Origin of the sequence: Mycobacterium sp. (assembly GCF_049647605.1) — a bacterium.
In the GTDB taxonomy this organism is placed as follows: Bacteria; Actinomycetota; Actinomycetes; order Mycobacteriales; family Mycobacteriaceae; genus Mycobacterium.
Genome location: NZ_JBARXZ010000090.1, coordinates 46,549 through 61,463, shown reverse-complemented (window position 1 = coordinate 61,463; position 14,915 = coordinate 46,549). Strand labels below are relative to the sequence as shown.

Sequence of the window (14,915 nt, the reverse complement as noted above, 5' to 3'; positions counted from 1 at the left end):
GTTTTCAGCTGAAAACACGCCAGTTTGCGTCTGCTCGCCGCCGGAAGCGTTAGTACACGGGTGGTTCGCCTTCGGCGGCGGGGCCCGCCTCCACCGGCTTGTGCTCGATGATCGCCTTGTAGGCCTGATTCTCGTGCTGGATCATCCGGACGAAGAACGCGACGAACAAGCCCACCGCCAGCAGGAAGACGATCCAGACGCCCAGGGAGTAGCCGCCGAAGGTGAAGACAACGGTCGCGTCGTCATAGGACTCGAATGGGCTGAACATCTACTTCACTCCTTCGGTGATGACCACCGTGGCGTGAATACCGTTGGTGGGCATGGCGGTGACCGGAATGCCTTCGGGGTACGGGGTGGCCGGGACCTCGGTCAGGTCGAGGCCCTGCAGCTCGACCTCGGGCGGGATCCGCAGCAGGCCTGCCTTTTTCAGGCCCAGTGACACCAGGTAGGTCGGAATGAAGCCCAGTGCGGCAAAGGTCAGCGCGCCGATCGCCTGCCCCCACGGTGTGATCGAGGGGTTGCCGTCGGTGTTGGGGTATCCCCACAGGAAGAAGCCGGCGACGAGCACGGAGTACAGGCCGATGCCACCGTGCACCGCAACAGCGCCGACCACGTCGTCGATCTTGAATTTCTCCAGCAGCTTGCCGATGAAGGGGATCAGCGCGCCGGCGCCCAGTGCGAGCACGAAGGTGAGTGCCGGATGGTAGAGATCCAGGCCGGACGCGGCGCCGATGATTCCGGCCAGGCCTCCGGAGATCGTCCAGAACGGTTCACCGCGTGAGGTCAGATAGGCCCCGATGATGCCTCCGGCCAACGCCATCAGAGTGTTGAAGGCAAACGCGCTCAACGTTGTTGGGCTGGCGTAGATCGTTTCGTAGCCGCCCGAACTGTAGATGACGCAGCCCATCAGGAAGCCGAAGAAGCCGGTGAAGATCAGCATCAGGCCGAGCATGGTCAACGGCAGGTTGTGCGGACGGATGGTCACCGCGGTGCCGTCGGCGCGGAACCGGCCGATGCGCGGCCCGAGATTGATGAGGATGCCCAGTGCGGCGAACCCGGCGATCATGTGCACACAGCCGGCCGCGCCGACGTCGTGGAAACCGAGCTTGGTCAGCATCCAGCCGGCGCCATGCCAGCCCCATGCCGCACCGATGATCCAGATGACCGAACCGACCAGCACGGTGAGAACCAGGAACCCGCTGGTGCGGATGCGTTCCAACACAGCGCCGGACATGATCGACCCGGTGGTCGCGGCAAAGAGTGCAAAGGCGCCCCAGAAGATGCCGCTGGCGGGGTCGTCGACGTTGGGCCCCATGTTGTCACTCCAGGGCAGCGCGGCCTTGGCGGCATCGTTGAACTCGATGAAACCGCTGGGCATGGCGTTGTAGAGGAACCAGCCCACGAAATAGAACGATGCGATGATCGTCGCCAGCGCCAACAGGTTCTTCATGGCTGTCGCCAGCACGTTCTTGGAGCGTGAGGCGCCCACCTCGTAGGCGAGGAAGCCGGCGTGGATGAGCATCATCAAGGCGATGGACACCCAATAGAAGAACTCGTTGTTGACCGCAGCCATGGACGACAGTGCGTCCTCGACTTCAGGTGTCACAGGGACCTCCACCTAGGTTTGGGGGTGAGCACGGGTCTGTTTCTTCACAGTGTTTGGGGGGTACTGCCGGTGTACGACGCTGACGCTAGTGCTGGGCGTGTGTCCCACCGGTCACCGCGCGTTAATTTGCTGTGAAGTCCTCTCGCCGTTCGGTTGCCACTCTCGGCAGTTCTGGAACCTGCTCGGCGCCTTTGGGTTCGGGGCGTCCCGGTGTGTCAAGCGCCAGGGCTGTCGCGACATCTGAATCTCACGGCGGCGTCACATCCGCGAAACACACCCATGTTTACCTTGGGTGTACCTTATCCACTGTGAAGAAACAGACGGCAAGAAACCAACACCAAGGAAGAGGCGTGCGAGATGGCAGCCCCCACGGACCTGGCGCAGGCGGCGAAAGACTCAGATACCCGATTCATCCTCGCGCTGTTTGTGGATCTGCGGGGGAAACCATGCGCCAAACTGGTGCCGGTAGAAGCAGTTGACCTGCTGGCCGACGAAGGTGTCGGATTCGCCGGCTACGCCGTCGGCGCCATCGGCCAGGAGCCCAAAGACCCTGACCTGATGGCCATCCCGGACCCGGCGTCTTTCACTCCGATCCCGTTTGTCAAAGAGGGATTGGCGATCGTGCACTGCGACCCCCACGTCGAGGGCAAGCCGTGGCCCTTCGCGCCCCGGGTCATCCTCAAATCGATGCTGCAGCGGGCCGCCGACAGTGACCTGACGGCCTATGTCGGCGCCGAAGTCGAATACTTCCTGCTACGCCGCGACGCCACCGGCGCGCTGCAGACCGCCGATCCCAGCGATGTCGCCGAGCAGCCCTGTTACGACGCGCGCGGGGTCACCCGAATGTTCGACCACCTCTCCGGGATGTCCGCGGCGATGAACTCGTTGGGATGGGGGAACTACGCCAACGACCACGAGGACGGTAACGGCCAGTTCGAGCAGAATTTCAACTATGCCGATGCCCTGACCACCGCCGATCGCGTGATCACGCTGCGCTACCTGCTGAGCATGCTGGCCGATCAGCGCGGCATGATCGCCACCTTCATGGCCAAACCGTTCGGCGACCACACCGGTAGCGGACTGCATCTGCACATGTCACTGCGCAGCAAGGACGAAGCCGTCTTTCCCGCCCCGGATGACCCACGCGGCCTGGGACTGTCGCCGCTGGCCTACAACTTCCTGGGCGGCATCCTCGAACACGCCTGCGCGCTGCAGGCCGTCGTCGCGCCGACCGTCAACTCCTACAAGCGCACCGGCGCGGTCGCCACCACCTCCGGAGCCAGCTGGGCTCCCCGCTGCGCCACCTACGGCGGCAACGACCGCACCCACTACATCCGGGTCCCCGACGATCAACGCATCGAACTGCGTGGTCCCGACGGGGCGGCCAATCCGTATCTGGCCATCGCGGCCGCACTCGGGGCCGGGCTGGACGGGATCAAGCGCAACCTCGATCCAGGTGAGCCCGGAGGATCCACAACGCAGCGCCTGCAACCGCTTCCGTTGACCCTGCTGCACGCGGTCGACGCACTCGAGGCCGACGACGTCGTCATGGGTGCCCTCGACGGGGCCGGTGAGGGAGTGGGTGCGTACTTCGCCAACCTCAAGCGCGAGGAGTTCTTCTCCTGGCACCGCGAGGTGACCCCGTGGGAAGTCGATCGTTATCTGCAGGCGTTCTGACCCGTCATTCGAAGGAGCTAATTGATGTGCGGAATCGTGGGGCTGCATCTACGCAACCCCGACCTTTACCCGCGGCTCGGTGAACTGCTCACCGGGATGCTGTGTGAAATGGGGGAGCGCGGCTCGGATTCGGCCGGAGTGGCCGTCTACGGCGACCCCCGGTGGTCGCCGGCCGGCCATGCCGGAGTCTCGTTGCTGGAAGTCGATGCCGCAGAGGCGGAGTCGTTGGCGGCAACCCTCACAGCGGCGCTGGACACCCCGGTTGTGGTGCTTCCACAGGCCGACACGCTTGTGGTGCACGCCGCGGTGAGCACCGACACGCTGCTCGCAGCGTGCCGAGCCGCCGTTCCCGCCGCGCTGGTCGCCGGTTTCGGCCGCGATGTTGCGGTGCTCAAAGGCGTCGGTCACCCGCGTGACCTCGCGCGACGGTACGGGCTGGCACAGGCCCAGGGCTGGCAGGGGGTCGGACACACCAGAATGGCCACCGAGTCGGCGGTCGACGCTGCGGGCTGCCACCCCTACGCTGTCGGGCCGGACCAATGCCTGGTACACAACGGTTCGTTCGCCAATCATGCGACCATCCGTCGGGAACTGCGTGCCGAGGGTGTGCAATTCGACAGCGAGAACGACACCGAAGTCGGCGCCCGGTTTGTGGCCCATCAACTGGCCGACGGTGCTGACATCGAATTGGCGTTGAAGAGACTGTGTGCCGAGTTCGACGGCTTCTACACCTTGTTGGTTTCCAATTCGGATTCCTTCGCGGTGGTGCGCGACGCCATTGCCTGCAAGCCGGCGGTGATCGCCGAGACCGAAGACTGGGTGGCGATGGCCTCGGAATACCGGGCGCTGGTCGGCCTTCCGGGTATCGCGGATGCCCATCTTTTCGAACCGGAGCCCGAGGTGGTGTACGCGTGGAGTCGCTGACCAATGAGACGACCTTTGATGTCGCGCTGACGAGTGTGCGAGACATCAACGCCGCCTTGCACACCCCGGATGTCGACGGGGTGTTCTCGATTCTGAACCCCAACGGTGCACACAACCTCGCCGTCGGCATCGACGCGCCGGTCCGGGTGGAGGTGGCCGGCCACGTCGGCTACTACGCGGCGGCGATGAACAAACGGGCCGAGGTGGTCATCGACGGCAATGCCGGGGTGGGGGTGGCCGAGAACATGATGAGCGGCACCGTGGTCGTCAAGGGCAACGCCTCACAGTCGGCGGGCGCCACCGCCCACGGCGGGCTGCTGGTCATCGAGGGAGATGCCGCGGCGCGCTGCGGAATCTCGATGAAGGGCGTCAACATCGTCGTCGGCGGTAATGCCGGGCACATGAGCGCCTTCATGGCCCAGAGCGGCACCCTGGTGGTCCGCGGAGATGTCGGTGACGCGCTGGGGGATTCGATCTACGAGGCCCGGGTCTACGTGCGCGGGGAAGTGGCCTCGCTGGGCGCCGACTGCATTGCCAAAGCGATGGACGACCAACACCACGCCGAATTGGCCGCGCTGCTCAAGGAGGCCGGTTTCAGCGACGACACCAGCACCTACACCCGCTACGGCTCGGCACGGTCGCTGTATCACTTCCACGCCGCCAACACCTACTGATCCTGTCCGCATAGGAGAACAACCGGGATGAGCCATCTCCCCATGACCGACGGCGACCGTGCCCACCGTGGCCTGCGCGAATCGGCCACCTTCGATCGCGCCACCATCCACGACATCCAGCGCGCCGCTGCCACCGGGGTATACGACATTCGTGGCTGGGGCGCCAAGCGGCGGCTGCCACACCTCGACGATCTGGCGTTCCTGGGCGCCAGTATGTCGCGGTACCCCTTGGAGGGGTATCGCGAGCGCTGCGACACCGACGTGGTGCTCGGCAGTCGGCACGCCAAACATCCTCTGCATCTGAGCATTCCGGTGACCATCGCCGGGATGAGCTTCGGTTCGCTGTCGGCCAACGCCAAGGAGGCGCTGGGCCGCGGTGCCAGCGAGGTGGGCACATCCACCACCACCGGTGACGGTGGGATGACCCCGGAGGAACGGGGCCAGAGCAAGTATCTGGTGTACCAGTACCTACCGAGCCGGTACGGAATGAATCCCGACGATCTGCGCAAGGCGGACGCGATCGAGATTGTACTCGGCCAAGGCGCCAAGCCTGGCGGCGGTGGAATGCTGTTGGGGCAGAAGATCACCGAGCGTGTGGCGCGGATGCGCGACCTGCCCGAAGGTATCGACCAGCGCAGCGCCTGCCGGCACCCGGACTGGACCGGTCCCGATGACCTCACCATCAAGATCGCCGAACTTCGTGAGCTGACCGACTGGGAGAAGCCCATCTATGTCAAGATGGGCGCCTCCCGCACCTACTACGACGTGAAGCTGGCCGTGCACGCCGGCGCCGACGTTGTTGTCGTCGACGGGATGCAGGGCGGCACCGCCGCCACGCAGGACGTGTTCATCGAACATGTCGGCATTCCGACGCTGGCCGCGATCCCGCAGGCGGTGCAAGCTCTCCAAGAACTGGGGGTGCACAGAGAAGTCCAGTTGATCGTCTCGGGCGGAATTCGCAGCGGTGCCGACGTCGCCAAGGCGCTGGCGTTGGGCGCCGACGCCGTCGCGATCGGCACCGCAGCTCTGATCGCTCTGGGCGACAACGACCCTCGGTATGCCGCCGAGTACGAGAAGATCGGCAGTGCGCCCGGTTTTTACGATGACTTCCAGGACGGCCGAGATCCCGCGGGTATCACCACCCAGGATCCTGAGCTCTCCGCCAGGCTCGATCCCGTCGAGGCCGGCCGCCGGCTGGCCAACTACTTGCGGGTCATCACGATGGAGGCGCAGACCATCGCCCGGGCCTGCGGGAAATCGCACGTCCAGCACCTCGAGCCCGAGGATCTGGTGGCGCTGACGCTGGAATCCGCTGCCATGGCCCGCATTCCGCTGGCCGGAACGAACTGGATTCCCGGCCATGCCTGAGGTGATCATCGTCGGCGGTGGTCTCGAGGGGGCTGCCACCGCCTGGGCGTTGGCGTGCCGTGGGGTCACCGATGTGTTGGTGCTGGAGCGCTCCACCGTCGGGTCGGGAATGACCGGCAAGTCCAGCGGCATCGTGCGCTGCCACTACGGGGTCAGTTCGCTGGCTGCGATGAGTCAGTACGGACTCGAGGTCTTCGAGGCCGCCGCCGATCATTTCGGTCAGCCCATCGGGTTCCATGGCACGGGCTATGTCGTCGGTGTGGGGGCGGGGGACGTGGAGGCACTCGATGCCAACCTCGCCGCGCAACGGGCGGTCGGGGTGCAGACCGAGCGCATCGATGTCGCTGAAGTCAAAAAGCTCTGGTCCACAGCCTATCTCGATGACTTCGCCGGATTTGCCTACGAACCGCGCGGTGGGTACGGCGACGGTTACATGACGGCGCAGGCGTTTGCGGTGACCGCCCGGGCCGCCGGTGTGAAGATCCGCCAGGGCGCCGCGGTCGCCGAGATCGTGGTGGACGCCGACCGGGTTCAGGGAGTGCGCCTGAGTGACGGTGAGTTCATCGCCGGAGGCAACGTCGTGCTGGCCACGGGGGTGTGGTCGTCGTCGTTTCTGGCGGCGCTGGGTATCGACCTTCCGATCGCGGTGGTACGTGAGCAGATCGTGATGCTCAAGCCGCCCGCCGATGTCGGCGACGTCGACGCGCTGCCGGTGTTCTCCGACCTGGTGTCGCTGCAGTACGTCAGACCCGATGTCGGTGGTGAAATCCTCTTCGGTAACAGCGATCTCGACACGGTTGAAACAGCTGACCCCGACGCGTACAGCAATCGGGCCGACAGCGATTTCCTGGAGACCACCGTCGAGAAGCTCTCGCATCGATTCCCCGGTCTGGCCGACGGAGCCGTCGCCTCCACCTATGCCGGCTGCTACGACATCACCCCGGATTTCAACCCGGTGATGTCGCGGGCGCCGATCGAGGGTCTGGTGCTTGCCGTCGGGTTCAGTGGGCACGGTTTCAAGATCTCACCCGCCGTCGGTCGCCTGGTTGCGGATCTGGTGGTCGACGGGGTGAGCAGCGATTCACGAATACCGGAGTCGGACTTCCGGCTGTCTCGGTTCGCCGAGGGGCAGAAGCTGACCAGCCCGCATCCCTATTCCGGCGCTGGACAGCTGCGTTGACGCACTCGCAGCGACAGCCGGGGTAGCGTCTCCCGCCATGACCGACGATTCACTGCGGCGAAACAGTGCTGGTTCGGCCGGGCAACGCACCCCGGCCGAACCACTGCTCGCCGCCGGGCTGGAAGGCGCGATCGCCCGCAACGTCCGCGCGTTGCGCACCCAGAGTGGGCTATCGGTATCGGACATGGCTGATCGGGTGGGCCTTTCGAAGGCGATGATGTCGAAGATCGAGAACGCCCAAACCTCCTGCAGCCTGGCGACTCTGGCGCGGCTGGCCGCCGGTCTGGACGTCCCGGTGACGTCATTGTTCCGAGGTGTGGACGCCGAGCGGGCTGCGGTGTTCACCGCGGCGGGCACCGGCCCGCAGATCGCACGCAACGGCACCCAGGTCGGCCATCACTACGAACTGCTGGGCGCGCTGCGCGGCCAGCACAAGCGGCTGGAGTCGCTGCTGGTGACGCTGACGACGGAGAGCGAAACCTATCCGCTGTTCCAGCACCCCGGTACCGAGTTCATCTATCAGCTCGAGGGGGTGATGGAGTACGGCCATGGCGCGTCGGTGTATCGGCTCCAGCCCGGGGACTCACTGCAGTTCGACGGCGAGGGTGCCCACGGTCCGACGGCCCTGATCGCGCTGCCGATCAGGTTCCTGTCCGTCATCGCCTTCCCCGATGCCACTCCGTAGCGGTCGCGCCGTAGACAGCTGATCGGGGCTCGCAAGCATCCGCACATCGGAGTGGTGTCGGGTGCCCCAACGCGCTCGCCGGGGCAGGCAACCGGCCGGTAGGTTGGCTCTATGACCGGAGCCGAGCGTGAATTCGACATCGTGGTGTACGGGGCGACGGGCTTTGTCGGGAATCTCACCGCCGGCTACCTGGCGAAGGCGGGAGGGGACGCGCGGATCGCACTGGCAGGGCGCTCGCCGGAGAAGTTGCTCGCGGTACGGGAATCGCTCGGTCCCGAGGCGCAGTCCTGGCCGCTGATCACCGCCGACGCCTCGCAGCCCTCGACGCTGAATGCGATGGCCGCCCGCACCCGGGTGGTGATCAGCACCGTCGGCCCCTACACCAAATACGGGCTGCCGCTGGTCGCCGCGTGTGCCGCCGCAGGTACCGACTACGCGGATCTCACCGGGGAGACGATGTTCATCCGCGACAGCATCGACAACTACCACAAGGAAGCCGCCGACACCGGGGCCCGGATCGTGCACTCCTGCGGATTCGACTCGGTGCCTTCGGATCTCACCGTGTATGCGCTCTACAAGAGAGCGGAGGCCGACGGTGCGGGCGAGCTGCTGGACACCAGCCTGGTGGTGCGCCGGTTCGCCGGTGGGGTCTCCGGCGGCACCGTGGCGTCGATGATGGAGGTGATGCGCACCTCGTCCACCGATGCCGGCGCGCGGGCGGCGATGGCCGACCCCTACACGTTGACCACCAATCGCCCGGCCGAACCCGATCTCGGGCCGCAGCCCGATCTGGGCTGGCGCAAAGGTGTCCAGATCGCACCGGAGCTGCGCGGAATCTGGACCGGCGCCTTCATCATGGGCGCCGCCAACGCCCGGATCGTCAGGCGTAGCAACAGCCTGCTGAACTGGTCCTACGGGCACAGATTCCGCTACACCGAAGCGATGAGCATGGGGTCCACGCCGCTGGGGCCGGTGGCCGCGGCGGTGGGGACCGCCACCCAGGCCGCGGTGTTGGGGCTGGGCAGTCGGTACTTCGACAAACTGCCCACTCGACTGGTCGAGCGGATCGCCCCCATGCCGGGCACCGGCCCGAGCGAGAGCACCCGGGACCGCGGTCACTACACCGTCGAGACCTACACCACCACCGCCTCGGGTGCGCGATACCGTGCCACGATGGCCCAGCTGGGCGACCCCGGGTACAAGGCCACCGCAGTTCTGCTCGGCGAGTGCGGCCTGGCACTGGCGCTGCATCGGGACACCCTGTCGGATCTGCGGGGTGTGCTGACCCCGGCCACCGCTCTCGGCGACGCCCTACTCGATCTGTTGCCCGCCGCGGACGGCGTGACGCTGGAGACGGCGCGGCTGAACTGACGGAGTCCACCGATCCGGCCCCGGCGGCTCCCGGGAGGACTAACGTCGCCATTCGCCAGACCATCACGTCAGCGGAGAAGGTGGAAGTCATGGCCGGACTCGACGATCTCTACGCACAGATTCCCGTCGCCGATATCGCCCAGAAACTGGGGGTGGACCAGGCGGAGGTGAGCACCGCGGTTCGGGCCCTGGTACCCACCCTCGTCGGAGGGTTGCAGCACAACGCGGCGAACGACGACGCCACAGCGAGCCAGATCCAGTCGGCAGCCGCCGACCACGCCGCAGCCGGACTGCTCGACGGCGGGGTCCGCGTCGAGGACGTGGATCAGAACGACGGTGACAAGATCGTCGCCAAGATCTTCGGCGGCAACAACAGCGGCGTCATCGGTGACAAGCTCACCGGAGCGGGCGCCGGTGGTGGCGACCTGATCAAACGGCTGTTGCCGATCTTGGCCCCCATCGTGCTGGCCTACATCGGCAAACAGGTCGCCGACGGTGCCGGCGGCGGATCGGGATCCGGGGGCGGCCTGGGTGACATTCTCGGCGGGATTCTCGGCGGTGGCAGCGGCCAGACCTCGCGAGGTGACAACCCCCTCGGCGATCTCCTCGGCGGGGTGCTCGGCGGTAAGGGAGGCGGCCTCGGGGACCTCCTGGGCGGGTTGCTGGGCGGCAAGAAGTAAGGCGGTCCCGCGGCGGTGGGGCCGCTGACCCGACGGTGGTGCCGGGTCAGCGCTTGTCGTGGCGGTGCAACCCCCGGCGGTCCCCACGCGCGTCGCTACCTAGAATTGACCGGTGACTGCCAGCTCCCACGCCGATACCGCCGCTTCCCGGGCGGAAGCCCTTCCCAAAACCTGGGACCCGTCCGCGGTAGAGAGCGCGCTGTACGAAGGCTGGGTCAACGCCGGCTACTTCACCGCCGACCCGACCAGCGACAAACCGCCCTACTCGATTGTGCTGCCGCCGCCGAACGTCACCGGCAGCCTGCACATGGGGCATGCCTTGGACCACACCGTGATGGATGCGCTGACCCGCCGCCGCCGGATGCAGGGGTACGAGGTGCTGTGGCTTCCGGGTATGGACCATGCCGGTATCGCCACCCAGTCGCTGGTGGAGAAACAACTCGCCGCCGAAGGAAAGACCAAAGAGGATCTTGGTCGCGAACTCTTCATCGACAAGGTGTGGGACTGGAAGCGTGAATCCGGTGGCACCATCGGCGGTCAGATGCGCCGCCTCGGGGACGGCGTGGACTGGAGCCGGGACCGCTTCACCATGGATGACGGACTGTCCCGTGCGGTGCGCACCATCTTCAAACGGCTCTACGACGCCGGGCTGATCTATCAGGCCGAACGTCTGGTCAACTGGTCGCCGGTGCTGCAGACCGCGATCAGCGACCTCGAAGTGAAGTACGAAGACGTCGACGGCGAGCTGGTGTCGTTCCGGTACGGCTCGATGGACGACAACGAGCCGCACATCGTCGTCGCCACCACCCGGATGGAGACCATGCTCGGCGACACCGCGATCGCGGTGCACCCTGACGACGAGCGTTACCGGGCGCTGGTGGGGCAGAGCCTGGCGCATCCGTTCCTGGACCGGCAGATCGTCATCGTCGCCGATGATCACGTCGACCCCGAATTCGGTACCGGCGCAGTCAAGGTCACGCCCGCCCACGATCCGAACGACTTCGAGATCGGGCTGCGTCACAACCTGCCGATGCCGACGATGATGGACGCCCAGGGGCGCATCGCCGACACCGGTACGCAGTTCGACGGCATGGACCGCTTCGACGCCCGGGTCGCGGTCCGGGAGGCGCTGTCCGCCGAAGGCCGGATCGTCGCCGAGAAGCGGCCCTACCAGCACAGCGTCGGGCACTCCGAGCGCAGCGGTGAGCCGATCGAACCGCGGTTGAGCCTGCAGTGGTGGGTCAAGGTCGAGTCGCTGGCCAAGGCCTCCGGTGATGCGGTGCGTAACGGCGACACCGTGATTCACCCCGCCAGCCTGGAGCCGAGATGGTTCGCGTGGGTGGACAACATGCACGACTGGTGCATCTCCCGGCAGCTGTGGTGGGGGCACCGCATCCCGATCTGGCACGGTCCCGACGGCCAGAAGGTCTGCGTCGGGCCCGATGAGACCCCTCCCGAGGGCTGGGAGCAGGACCCGGACGTCCTGGACACCTGGTTCTCCTCGGCGTTGTGGCCGTTCTCCACGATGGGCTGGCCCGACCGCACCCCGGAACTCGAGAAGTTCTACCCCACAACAGTTTTGGTGACCGGCTACGACATCCTGTTCTTCTGGGTGGCGCGGATGATGATGTTCGGCACCTTCGTGGGCGACGATTCGGCCATCACCGCCGGGGGATCCCGCAGCCCGCAGGTGCCGTTCCAGAATGTGTTCCTGCACGGCCTGATTCGTGACGAATTCGGCCGAAAGATGAGCAAATCCAAGGGCAACGGCATCGATCCTCTCGACTGGGTGGAGATGTTCGGCGCCGACGCGCTGCGGTTCACCCTGGCTCGCGGCGCCAGCCCCGGCGGCGACCTGTCCATCGGCGAGGATGCCGCCCGCGCGTCGCGTAACTTCGCCACCAAGGTGTTCAACGCCACCCGCTTCGCGCTGATGAACGGTGCCCAGCTGGCGCCGCTGCCGGCTGAGTCGGTGCTCACCGACGCCGACAAGTGGATCCTGGGACGGCTGGAAGAGGTGCGCGCCGAAGTGGATTCGGCGCTGGAATCCTACGAGTTCAGTCGGGCCTGCGAGGCGCTCTACCACTTCGCCTGGGACGAGTTCTGTGATTGGTATGTCGAGCTCGCCAAGGTGCAACTCGGCCAGGGCGCCACGCACACCACAGCGGTGCTGGCCACGGTGCTCGACACCCTGCTCAAGCTGCTGCACCCGGTGATGCCCTTTGTCACCGAGGAACTGTGGAAGGCTCTCACCGGTGGTGAGTCGCTGGTGATCGCCGACTGGCCGCAACCCTCCGGCATCGTGCTGGACTCCGCTGCGGCCGAGCGGGTCGCGGATCTACAGAAGCTGGTCACCGAGGTGCGCCGCTTCCGTAGCGACCAGGGCCTGGCCGACCGGCAGCGGGTGCCCGCACGGCTGGCCGGTATCGACGAAGCCGGCCTGACCTCCCACGTCGGCGCCACCTCCTCGCTGGCCTGGCTGACCGAGGCCGGCGCGGATTTCACCCCGTCGGCCTCCGTCGAGGTGCGTCTCGCGGGTGGCACGGTGCTGGTTGAGCTCGACACCTCCGGCACGGTCGACGTGGCTGCCGAGCGTCGACGGCTGGAGAAGGATCTGGCCGCCGCTCAGAAGGAATTGGCGGGCACCACAGCAAAACTGGGCAACGAGGCGTTCCTGGACAAGGCGCCGGATGCCGTAGTCGCCAAGATCCGGGGCCGTCAACAGCTGGCAGCAGAAGAGGTGGACCGGATCACCGCGCGCCTGGCCGGACTGGCATGACCGACTCGGATTTTCCCTATGACGGCGACTTCCCGAGCGACGAGTTCGAGGGCGGCGAATTCGGTGACGGCTTCGATGACCCTGCGGCGATCACGCCGGAGGCGATAGTCGAACCCAGCCCCGACGAGGTGGCCGCCCTGCTGCAGGTCGAGCATCTGCTCGACCAGCGTTGGCCGGAAACCAAGATCGAGCCGAGCACGGCGCGAATCTCGGCACTGATGGAGCTGCTCGGCTCGCCGCAACGCAGCTATCCGAGCATCCACATCGCCGGGACCAACGGCAAGACGTCGGTGGCGCGGATGGTCGATGCCTTGATCACCGCCTTGCATCAGCGCACCGGCCGAACCACCAGCCCACACCTGCAGTCGGCCACCGAGCGTATTTCCATCGACAACAAGCCGATCAGCCCGGCCCGCTACGTCGAGACGTACCGCGAGATCGAGCCGTTTGTCGAGCTCATCGACCAGCAGTCACATGCCGCCGGCGGCCCGGCGATGAGCAAGTTCGAGGTCGTCACCGCGATGGCCTTCGCCGCCTTCGCCGACGCGCCGGTGGATGTGGCGGTGGTCGAAGTCGGGCTCGGCGGCCGCTGGGATGCCACCAACATCGTCGACGCGCCCGTCGCCGTGATCACTCCGATCGGGGTGGACCATGTGGAGTTCCTGGGCAGCGACATCGCCGGCATCGCGGGGGAGAAGGCCGGCATCCTCGGCAAGCGCGAACACGAGGGTGTCATCCCGGAAGGGACCGACCCCAGTATGGTCGCCGTGATCGCCCAGCAGGTGCCCGAAGCGATGGAAGTGATTCTGGCGCAGGCGGTTGCCGCCGATGCCTCGGTCGCCCGGGAGGGCTCGGAGTTCGCCGTGGTATCGCGTCAGGTGGCGATCGGCGGCCAGCTGCTGGAGCTGCAGGGCCTCGGCGGGCGTTACTCCGAGGTGTTCCTGCCGCTGCACGGGGAGCATCAGGCGCACAACGCCGTCGTCGCGCTGGCTGCGGTCGAGGCGTTCTTTGGCGCCGGAGCCTCGCGGCAGCTCGACATCGACGCTGTGCGGGCCGGTTTCGCGACGGTGGCCAGCCCCGGCCGTCTCGAACGGATGCGCAACGCGCCGACGGTGTTCATCGACGCCGCTCACAATCCGGCGGGCGCGGCAGCTCTGGCGCAGACCTTGGCTGAGGAGTTCGATTTCCGATTCCTGGTCGGCGTGCTCGCGGTGATGGCCGACAAGGATGTTGCGGGCATTCTGGAGGCCCTGGAACCGGTCTTCGATCACGTTGTGGTGACCCACAACGGCTCGCCGCGCGCGCTCGAAGTCGATGTGCTGGCGATGATGGCAGAGGAGCGCTTCGGACCCGATCGGGTCATCACGGCCCCGACACTGGCGGATGCCCTCGAAACTGCCACCGCGCTTGTCGAGGAGGCCGGCGCGGACGGTGGTGTGTCCGGGAACGGCATCGTGATCACCGGCTCGGTGGTGACGGCGGGCGCGGCCCGCACCCTGTTCGGCAAGGACCCCCAATGAGTGAAGCCCCGCAGCCACCCGACCAGCCACCGCCAGCGGATCCCTGGAAGAGCTTCCGGGGAGTCATGGCCGGCGTGCTGATCCTGGAAGCCATCGTGGTGTTGCTCGCCCTGCCGGTTGTCGGTGCTGTCGGCGGCGGGCTGAACGCGTTCTCCACCGCATTCCTGATCGGCTTTGCGGTGTTCCTGGTGCTGCTGTCCGGAATACAGGGCCGACCCTGGGCGATCTGGGTGAACACCGGGGTGCAACTGCTGCTGGTGGCCGGCTGGGTCATCTATCCGGGTATCGGCTTCATCGGCCTGGTGTTCGCCGTGGTCTGGGCGATGATCATCTATCTGCGCGCCGAGGTGCTCCGCCGGCAGCGTCGCGGATTGCTGCCCGGCCAGCAGCGCCCGTCGAACTGACCCTTTGACCAGGCGATACTGTGATTTCACCCGTTTTCGGTACTGTG

At 66.4% G+C, this 14,915-nt stretch carries 13 protein-coding genes; 11 read left to right on the top strand and 2 right to left on the bottom strand.

The genetic code is table 11. The annotated features are described in order from the left end of the window. Positions 1-49: 49 nt before the first annotated feature. A complete protein-coding gene (locus tag WBB07_RS11625; protein WP_526307753.1) occupies positions 50-268 on the bottom strand; it encodes a hypothetical protein in 219 nt (72 codons plus the stop codon). Further along, the gene (locus WBB07_RS11620) at positions 269-1,606 is read right to left on the bottom strand and encodes an ammonium transporter (protein ID WP_526307751.1); all 1,338 of its coding nucleotides are present in this window, start codon (positions 1,604-1,606) and stop codon (positions 269-271) included. Positions 1,607-1,963: 357 nt separating this feature from the next. On the opposite strand from WBB07_RS11620, the gene glnT reads away from it, so the two are divergent. The 11 genes from glnT (at position 1,964) to WBB07_RS11565 (ending at position 14,868) form a co-directional block, all read left to right on the top strand. Beyond that, a complete protein-coding gene (gene glnT / locus WBB07_RS11615; RefSeq protein ID WP_526307749.1) occupies positions 1,964-3,283 on the top strand; it encodes a type III glutamate--ammonia ligase in 1,320 nt (439 codons plus the stop codon). 24 nt (positions 3,284-3,307) lie between these two features. Next, the gene (locus WBB07_RS11610; protein WP_526307747.1) at positions 3,308-4,207 is read left to right on the top strand and encodes a class II glutamine amidotransferase domain-containing protein; all 900 of its coding nucleotides are present in this window, start codon (positions 3,308-3,310) and stop codon (positions 4,205-4,207) included. Then, positions 4,195-4,881 carry a protein glxC gene (locus WBB07_RS11605; protein WP_526307745.1) on the top strand — a complete coding sequence of 229 codons (687 nt, stop codon included), beginning with the start codon at positions 4,195-4,197 and terminating at the stop codon, positions 4,879-4,881. Before WBB07_RS11610 ends, WBB07_RS11605 begins: the two co-directional genes overlap by 13 nt. 27 nt (positions 4,882-4,908) lie before the next feature. Continuing rightward, the gene (locus tag WBB07_RS11600) at positions 4,909-6,249 is read left to right on the top strand and encodes an FMN-binding glutamate synthase family protein (RefSeq protein ID WP_526307743.1); all 1,341 of its coding nucleotides are present in this window, start codon (positions 4,909-4,911) and stop codon (positions 6,247-6,249) included. After that, on the top strand, positions 6,242-7,429 hold the full coding sequence (locus tag WBB07_RS11595; RefSeq protein WP_526307741.1) for an NAD(P)/FAD-dependent oxidoreductase: 1,188 nt from the start codon (positions 6,242-6,244) through the stop codon (positions 7,427-7,429). Before WBB07_RS11600 ends, WBB07_RS11595 begins: the two co-directional genes overlap by 8 nt. Before the next feature lie 37 nt (positions 7,430-7,466). Further along, on the top strand, positions 7,467-8,114 hold the full coding sequence (locus WBB07_RS11590) for a helix-turn-helix domain-containing protein (RefSeq protein ID WP_526307739.1): 648 nt from the start codon (positions 7,467-7,469) through the stop codon (positions 8,112-8,114). A gap of 111 nt (positions 8,115-8,225) precedes the next feature. Then, positions 8,226-9,485, top strand: coding sequence for a saccharopine dehydrogenase family protein (locus tag WBB07_RS11585; RefSeq protein ID WP_526307737.1), 1,260 nt, complete (start codon positions 8,226-8,228; stop codon positions 9,483-9,485). Positions 9,486-9,574: 89 nt separating this feature from the next. Further along, complete coding sequence (locus WBB07_RS11580; RefSeq protein ID WP_526307735.1) at positions 9,575-10,165, top strand: DUF937 domain-containing protein; 591 nt, start codon at positions 9,575-9,577, stop codon at positions 10,163-10,165. 112 nt (positions 10,166-10,277) lie between these two features. Then, a complete protein-coding gene (locus tag WBB07_RS11575) occupies positions 10,278-12,944 on the top strand; it encodes a valine--tRNA ligase (RefSeq protein ID WP_526307733.1) in 2,667 nt (888 codons plus the stop codon). Beyond that, positions 12,941-14,464: a bifunctional tetrahydrofolate synthase/dihydrofolate synthase gene (gene folC, locus WBB07_RS11570; RefSeq protein ID WP_526307731.1), complete on the top strand. Its 1,524-nt coding sequence runs from the start codon at positions 12,941-12,943 to the stop codon at positions 14,462-14,464. Before WBB07_RS11575 ends, folC begins: the two co-directional genes overlap by 4 nt. Further along, positions 14,461-14,868 (top strand): DUF4233 domain-containing protein, encoded by a 408-nt coding sequence (locus WBB07_RS11565; protein WP_526307729.1) that lies wholly within the window; start codon positions 14,461-14,463, stop codon positions 14,866-14,868. Before folC ends, WBB07_RS11565 begins: the two co-directional genes overlap by 4 nt. Positions 14,869-14,915: the final 47 nt, after the last annotated feature.

Excerpts from the sequence above, each read along its gene's own strand:
- WBB07_RS11600 (WP_526307743.1), top strand. The coding sequence starts at position 4,909 with ATGAGCCATCTCCCCATGACCGACGGCGACCGTGCCCACCGTGGCCTG.
- WBB07_RS11625 (WP_526307753.1), bottom strand. The coding sequence starts at position 268 with ATGTTCAGCCCATTCGAGTCCTATGACGACGCGACCGTTGTCTTCACC.
- glnT (WP_526307749.1), top strand. The coding sequence starts at position 1,964 with ATGGCAGCCCCCACGGACCTGGCGCAGGCGGCGAAAGACTCAGATACC.
- WBB07_RS11610 (WP_526307747.1), top strand. The coding sequence starts at position 3,308 with ATGTGCGGAATCGTGGGGCTGCATCTACGCAACCCCGACCTTTACCCG.
- folC (WP_526307731.1), top strand. The coding sequence starts at position 12,941 with ATGACCGACTCGGATTTTCCCTATGACGGCGACTTCCCGAGCGACGAG.
- WBB07_RS11590 (WP_526307739.1), top strand. The coding sequence starts at position 7,467 with ATGACCGACGATTCACTGCGGCGAAACAGTGCTGGTTCGGCCGGGCAA.
- WBB07_RS11565 (WP_526307729.1), top strand. The coding sequence starts at position 14,461 with ATGAGTGAAGCCCCGCAGCCACCCGACCAGCCACCGCCAGCGGATCCC.
- WBB07_RS11585 (WP_526307737.1), top strand. The coding sequence starts at position 8,226 with ATGACCGGAGCCGAGCGTGAATTCGACATCGTGGTGTACGGGGCGACG.
- WBB07_RS11580 (WP_526307735.1), top strand. The coding sequence starts at position 9,575 with ATGGCCGGACTCGACGATCTCTACGCACAGATTCCCGTCGCCGATATC.
- WBB07_RS11595 (WP_526307741.1), top strand. The coding sequence starts at position 6,242 with ATGCCTGAGGTGATCATCGTCGGCGGTGGTCTCGAGGGGGCTGCCACC.